This window comes from Rhizobium leguminosarum bv. trifolii WSM2297 (assembly GCF_000271845.1).
Map to the genome: position 1 here is coordinate 941,924 of NZ_JH719393.1, position 7,433 is coordinate 949,356.

3 protein-coding genes are annotated in these 7,433 nt (G+C 60.4%); 1 reads left to right on the forward strand and 2 read right to left on the reverse strand.

The window, feature by feature from the left end; all coding sequences use genetic code 11:
- Nucleotides 1-47: 47 nt before the first annotated feature.
- Both RLEG4DRAFT_RS08205 and RLEG4DRAFT_RS08210 read right to left on the reverse strand, forming a co-directional pair.
- Nucleotides 48-1,556 carry an O-antigen translocase gene (locus RLEG4DRAFT_RS08205; RefSeq protein WP_003576838.1) on the reverse strand — a complete coding sequence of 503 codons (1,509 nt, stop codon included), beginning with the start codon at nucleotides 1,554-1,556 and terminating at the stop codon, nucleotides 48-50.
- 136 nt (nucleotides 1,557-1,692) lie between these two features.
- Nucleotides 1,693-3,018, reverse strand: a complete 1,326-nt coding sequence (locus tag RLEG4DRAFT_RS08210) for a polysaccharide biosynthesis/export family protein (protein WP_245277935.1) — start codon at nucleotides 3,016-3,018, stop codon at nucleotides 1,693-1,695.
- A gap of 530 nt (nucleotides 3,019-3,548) precedes the next feature.
- Here RLEG4DRAFT_RS08210 and RLEG4DRAFT_RS42425 point away from each other — a divergent pair.
- Nucleotides 3,549-7,433 (forward strand): N,N-dimethylformamidase beta subunit family domain-containing protein (locus RLEG4DRAFT_RS42425; protein WP_003576842.1); only part of this gene is annotated, 3,885 nt, incomplete at its 3' end.

Here is a 7,433-nt window from a genome sequence, read left to right on the forward strand (position 1 = left end):
AGTGGTTTGTCTGCGGTTTCAGCCCGCCTCATCTTGCGCGCTTTTTCTTATGCGGATTTCACGATCCATCCTCTGACGATTGCGGGCACCGACTCCGGCGGAAGCAGGTCGACCAGCATGCGCAGCGAGTAAAGCCCGGTCACGACCACGGCGAGGCAGCCAATCACCATCGCCGACCATTCCGGTAAGAGGAAAAAGGCCGAGACTACCAATCCTGAAGCAGGCAGAAAAAGAAGCGCGTGCCTGCGATTGGCGGGCGACCAGCGAAATCCGGTGAGCCGACGCACGATCACGTAAATCAGAATACTATGCCAGACGTAAAGGCCGAAGAACGCCATGCCGGCCCCTGGCGTGCCGAGCTTCGATACGAAGAGCCACGCCAGCCCCACATGCACCAGCGTTGCTGCGACCTCCGTCCAAAAGAAGATCGTCTGCGCACCCTTCGCCAGGACGATGAAACCCATCGGCCAGGCGACGATCCTGAGCATCATCCCAAGGCAGATCCAGCGCAGAAGATCCACGGCGCCATGGAATTGCGCGGAATAGAACAAACTCATCACGAGTGGCGCCAGGGTCAACGTGGCAATCAGACCAGGGCCGGCCAGCAATATGCTAATTTCCGCCTGCTCATTGACCAGCCGGTTGCACTCGGCATTGTTGTTGGCGATTGCGGTCAAGCGCGGATAGAAGTCCGTTCCCATCGCCTGCAGGATGAAGCCGGCGTAAAGACCGCCAAGCGCCCAGGCTGCCTGATACAATCCCGCCGCTACGACGCCCCCTTCATTCAGCACGATAATGCGGATGGCATAGGCCGCGCCGAAAGTCAGAAGTCCGCTTGCCATGAAAGCAACACCCAGCCTGAACAGAGCTGTCGCTTCCCGGCCGAACTGGCGCGCCGACATCGCCGGCGGCTGCGTGGATATTTGTTTGCTGTACCACCAGGTGGGAAGGAGCGAGACGGCTGCGATCGCCACGAGAGAGGGTGCAATCGCCTTTTCGCCGAACAGATAGATCAGCGGGATGCTGACGATCGTGCCGAACAGTCCTGAAAGCACGTTGATGCGGGCAAGATTTGCAATGCCCCGCAAGCCCTGGATCAACGCAGCCTGTCCGGCAGCGACAAGCCGAAAGAATACGGCCAGGGAGAGCAGCACAATGCCGCCGGAGTGCTGGTAGTCGCCGAAGGTGAATTTCGAGACCGGAAACGCCAGCGCCGCAAGCAAAAGCCCGCCAAGCAACCCGAGCACCAATGAGATGCGTCTGAGCGCTGTCGCCGACCGGGCGATCTTTTCGTCGTCGCCGGCGCCCGCCGCCTCAGCGACCCGGCGCACACCGCTGCTGCTCACGCCGAGACCGGCAATCGCTTGCGCGATGTCGAGGATTGCCCCGTAAAGGCCGAGAAGCCCCACGCCTTCCGGACCGAGCAGAACGGCGAGCGCCTTGTTGCGAATGATGCTCAGGGCGACATTGATCAGCGAGGAACCGCCCATCAGCATCGTCGATTTCAGGATTTGGGTATAAGTCTGATCGCTGGGGGGGATCATGCGCAAGGTCATCACTCAACCCTAGCTGCCAGGTGAGATACAGGCTGGTCCATATCAAGGGCGATTTCTTTGGGGCAGGCGGCCTGAGCGCCTCGATGGCGCTCGAACCTCCGCTTCAATTTTGTTGAGAACACGCGCACCTCGCGGGTCACTGGCCGGCTCGATCTGCGAGCGCTTGGGTCTCGAAAGACGGGCTTGTGTTGGCCTGAGGCGTATTATCCAAAATGTGCGGCTGAACGACTCTCACCACATCGCCTGGTGCCAGCATCGTCGTTTCCGAGGCTTGGAACTGATTGATTTGTCCATCGTTGCGACGGGTCACGCTAAAGGTAAGCGGGAGGTCCTCGACGAGGGTCTTGACGCCGTCATTGCTCCCCAGGTCTGCGATGAGTAGCTTCTGAAGTGTTTCGCGCTTCAGCTTGAATTGATCGAGACTTGCCCGTTCGGACTGTGCTTCGGTTGCCACTTCGCTCCGGCGTGCGTCGTAAAGTCCCTCAAGGTTCCGCGTCGTCTCACTGACCGCCTGCCGGCCGCGCATGACGGCGGTGAGAAGGTCGAGCTTGTCGGAGCGGTAAGTCGTCAGCAACCGTTCCAGATCCATCTGCCTCGACGAGATCGTCAGGCCTTTCTGGACCAGGGACTTGACGCTGACCAGTTGGTCCTCGACGGATTTGATATTGTCGTCGGCGCCCGTCAGTTTCTCTTCCAACGTCGATATCTCAGTGGTCAAAAGATCGCGTAATTCCGTGAACGCCCTCGATTGCCTCTCCAACGCATTGGCGCGAGCCCGAAAGATTATCCTCTCCTCATTGTATATGCCGGCGGCAAATTGCTGATCGGCGCCGGTCATCTGATCGAAGGTAATCGCGTCGGCTCCGTCCATCTCCGCCTGCAGCCGCGCCAGCCTCGCAGTGCTGCGCAGGATCGAGTGATCGATTTCGCGCAATTCTCCGACGATCTGGATCGAGTGCGTTTGCTGCTCATCTTTGGCGCGACGCGGCCCGCCGCTCATTGCCAGGGATTTCAGGACGGTCAATCCGGGGCGGAAACTGTACTGCCCAGGCGTGGTGACGTCTCCCACGACGTAGATTGGCGGGTATTCTAGAATTTCGATGTTGACCGCCGGTGCCTGAACCAAACCGATCTTTTCCTGCAGACGCTTGCCAATCTCGTTTGTGAGGTCGGCGTTTGTCCGATTGCCGACGGAAAGGGATCCAAGAAACGGCAGAAAGACCGTGCCGTCATCCGAGACGGTGTATTCGCCGCCGAGCGCATCCCATCGTTCATATTGGCCCCTGGACTGCATCCATTGGACGATCGTCAGGCGGATTTTCGTTTGTGGAGCTAAGGTTTGTGAAGCCGGGGGGACGCTGTTGGCGAGAGCCGGCGGCACGGCTCCGGCGAGAAAGACGAGGGCGCCGATGACAGCCGTCGCGCGGAAGAACAGGTAAGCGGCCCGGTGCGATGAATTCATATACATATCTCGCCTGCAAAACATCCTTAAACGGATGCCAGTCCAATGCCTTGATTCTGTTCGACGGCCGGACGACAGGTCCGAAGCCGCATCGCTAGTGTGCAGTCTGGCGAAGCCTTGAGGAAGGTGGAGCTCGCTTGCTTTGCCTCATCATTATTGATGAGGTGGGGGCGGGGGCCTCAGCCCAATCGGGCAGGAGCGCATATCCCCGCGGCCCAGAAGTAACATACCGGAAGATCAAAGGTTTGCACGGAGGAATAGGCGCGCTGGGCGAGAAGGACGGCGACCGGCTCCGGCGTGAAACCAGCTCGTGTCCGATCGAAGATGTCGCAATTCCAACGGCCTTTGCCATGCCTCGAATAGTCCAGTGCGCGGCTTCCGCCCAGGCAACACGGCCGCTTGCCCAAAGGATGCCGCCAGTAGGGCGAAAGGCGTAGGATATACTCTGCTCATTTTCGATTATACTTGAGAACTTCGTGTTTAAGCGATCCTCATAGACGATCCTGACAATCTCGCGAGAGGTACCTGCCATGTATCGCAACGCTCGCCGCTGGACTGCGCGCTCACTCCTGGTGGATACGTTGATCCCCCGATGGTTCACTGTCGGCGCGGGCGGAAAGGGAAGGCCGCGCAAGCCTGCCGAAGGACACTGGGATAGCGCCCAACTTGCGGCATCGGTGCAAACTGCGGCAGGAAACAATCAAAGCGCCCTTGTCGACGATCCCCATAAGGACGCGGTGCTCAGCGAGCATGATGTGGGACAGAAAGAGGCCTTGAACGGCGACGCGGACGGTCGGGTCGACGATAGGCTCGCAGCGCCGCCCTTGCCTGACGCTTTCACAACCAATCTCGAAATGGGATCGCGAAGTGGTGATCTGGCCGCAATTGTACCCTCCGCTTATACGCCAAGTTTTGTGAATTTCGTGCCGGATGCGGACGGAGTTGCATTCAGGGCCGCATCGACCCTTCCGCACACCTACGCTGGAATGAGCGTCATAGGCGACGATCCTCTGGCTCCGTATTTGCCGCAAAGCCCTGCACCAACCGCTTCGGGGCCAGATTCCGCTACCGTGGGGGGCGAGCGTTCTCACTCGGGCAAGGTCGTCATTCTCGAGTCGACGCCGTCAGCGCAGTCGACTGCGCATCATGCTGGGCCGAATGCACTGGCGGTTGGCATGCCCTTTGGCGTGTGCGGATGCGGCTACTATACCTCCCCGACGCGGATTCTCGATTGGGCCCATGGCAGCGGCCTGCTTCAGCAGGACGGTCAGTTGCCGGGAACCAAATTTACCGACGGGCCGGACTATGTGTCGACGATCAAGAAGGCCATCGGCGCCTCGGTCAGCGATCCGCTTCTCGATCGTGACGTATCGTCGTTCGCGGGCTGGCGCGCAACCGCAGACCTGATGAACTCGGCGATGACAGACGGATCATTGCCCGGCGGCGGAGAGTTGGGAACGGGAACCGGCACCAAGGGTATCGCTGTCCTTTCCGGCTCGGTGACGAAGCCACCCCAACCTTCTGCGCAGCGGTCGTTGGCAACGCAAGATCTGGCAGCCGCCGCGGCGGTGGCGAGCAACGCGATCGTGCTGGAAAACCAGAAGCAGGGCAATCCGGAGAGTGAGTGGGGCCTCAGCGGCTCCGGCAGCACCAACATCGAGGGGTTTGCGACCGACATCAGCGTTGACAACGGCGCGACCGTCAGCTTCAAGATCAATACCAATTCCACCAACTACCGGATCGATATCTATCGGCTCGGCTATTATGGCGGCATGGGCGCCCGCAAGGTCACGACCATACAGCATACCGGATTGCAGACGCAGCCCAATCCGCTGCGCAATGCTACGACCGGCACGGTGGACGCCGGCAACTGGGCCGTCTCGGCGTCGTGGGCCGTACCGGATGATGCCGTCTCCGGCGTGTATATCGCCAAGCTCGTGCGTCAGGACGGCACCTTCGGCGAAAATCAAATTCCGTTCATCGTGCGCGACGACGCTAGTCACAGCGACATCGTCTTCCAGACCGCAGACGAGACCTGGCAAGCTTACAACGGCTGGGGTGGCGCAAACTTCTATGGCGGCAACGGCCCAGCGACGGGGCAGGGGGCAGGCCGTGCCTATGCGGTCAGCTACAACAGGCCGATTGCGACCCGCGACGGGGTCGGCACCTATGCCGGCCCGCAGGACTATCTGTTCGGCGCCGAATATGCAGGCATCTACTGGCTGGAACAGAACGGTTATGACGTCTCCTATCTGTCGGGCGTCGACGCCGACCGCTATGGCAGTCTGTTGCTCAATCACAAGACCTATGTCGATGCCGGGCACGACGAGTACTGGTCGGGACAGCAGCGGACCAATGTCGAAGCCGCACGCGATGCGGGCGTCAACCTGATGTTTTGGAGCGGTAACGAGGTCTATTGGCGTACCCGTTGGGGCAATGCCTACAGCGCCGACGGAACGCCCTATCGCACTCTCATCTCCTACAAGGAGACGTGGGCCAACAGCGGCATCGATCCTTCCAACGAATGGACCGGCACATTCCGTGATCCGCGTTTCAGTCCACCCGCTATCGGCGGCGGCAATCCTGAGAACTCGCTAACCGGCCAATTATTCAAGGTCGACGACGTCGGCGGCAATCTTGGTGCGATCAAGGTCGCTTATGATGACGCCAATCTGCGCTTCTGGCGCAATACGAGCGTCGCAAACCTTCAGCCTGGCCAGACGGCAACGCTTACCAAGAATTATCTTGGCTACGAGTGGGATGAAGCGCCTGACAATGGCTTCGATCCGGCCGGCCTCGTCAAGCTGTCGTCGACGACGCTGCCCGTCACCACCTACTTGCTCGACTACGGAAACACGACTGGGGATGCCACCGCGACCCACAATCTGACACTCTATCGCGCCCCCAGCGGTGCGCTGGTGTTCGGCGCCGGCACGGTCTATTGGACATGGGGCCTGAGCGATAATCACGATAACGAGGCGACCCCGACCGATCCTCGCGTACAGCAGGCAATGGTCAATTTGCTTGCCGATATGGGCATTCAGCCGGGAACGCTGCAATCCGGGCTTACCGCGGCGACCGCTTCGTCGGACCATGCTGCACCGACCTCCGTCATCACGGTACCCGCCACGGTGACCGCTGGGTCCACCGTGACGATTTCAGGCACCGCTGCCGACACGGGCGGCGGGGTCATTGCCAGCGTCGAGGTCTCGACCGACAACGGTGCGAGCTGGCATCCGGCGACGGGCGACGAGAACTGGACCTATACATGGCAGCCGTCGATTGCAGGCACTTATACAATCCGGTCGCGGGCGGTGGACGACAACATCAATCTCGAGACACCCTCAGCGGGACGCACTGTCACCGTCACCGGGCCGACTTTTACATCACTCTTCGGTGGCGCGACGCCCGCGGTCGTCAACACCAACGATACTGCAGCAGTCGAACTCGGGGTCAAATTCCAATCCTCCGCGGCGGGCACGGTGAGCGGTATCCGGTTTTACAAGGGCAGCCTGGATACCGGCACACATACCGGATCGCTCTGGTCAAGCACGGGGACGCGACTTGCGACCCTCACCTTTACCAACGAAACTGCCAGCGGCTGGCAGACCGCCTATTTCACCAGCCCGGTGTCGTTGACCCCCGGGCAGACCTATACGGCATCTTACCATACGAATGTCGGCAACTATTCGACGACCGCCAACTACTTCCTGTCCAATGTGACCAGTGGCCCGCTGACGGCACCGGCAAGCGGCAACGGCGTCTATAATTATGGCGCCTCCAGCGCATTCCCGACGAGCAGCTTCGACCAGACGAACTATTGGGTCGATGTGATGTTCAACCCCTCGAATGCAAACAACACGGCGCCGACGGCAGTTGCCGATACGGGGAATGCGACCGAGAAGGGCGGTGTTGCCAATGGTTCGGGCGGTGTGGTTGCCAGCGGCAACGTACTGACCAACGACACCGATCCGGATGCCGGCGACACCAAGACGGTGACGGCAATCAGCTTCGGTGCCACATCGGGCACCCTCGGCTCGGCGCTGAACGGCACCTATGGCAGTCTCGTTCTCAATGCAGCTGGTGCTTATACCTATACGATCAACGAGAACAATTCCGCCGTCCAGGCGCTGCGCCTGTCGACCAACACGCTGAACGATGTCTTCAGCTATACGATGCGTGATGCCGCCGGGGCCACCTCCACGACAAACCTGACCGTCACCATCCATGGCGCCAATGACGCACCGGTGCTCGCCGTCCAGACGGCGACGCAGAACGCCACCCTCGGCTCGGCCTTCTCCTTCGTGCTGCCGACGACCACCTTCACCGATGTCGATAGCGGCGAGACGCTGACCTATTCGGCAACGGCTGCCGACGGCACGGCGCTTCCGAGCTGGCTCGCCTTCAACGCCTCG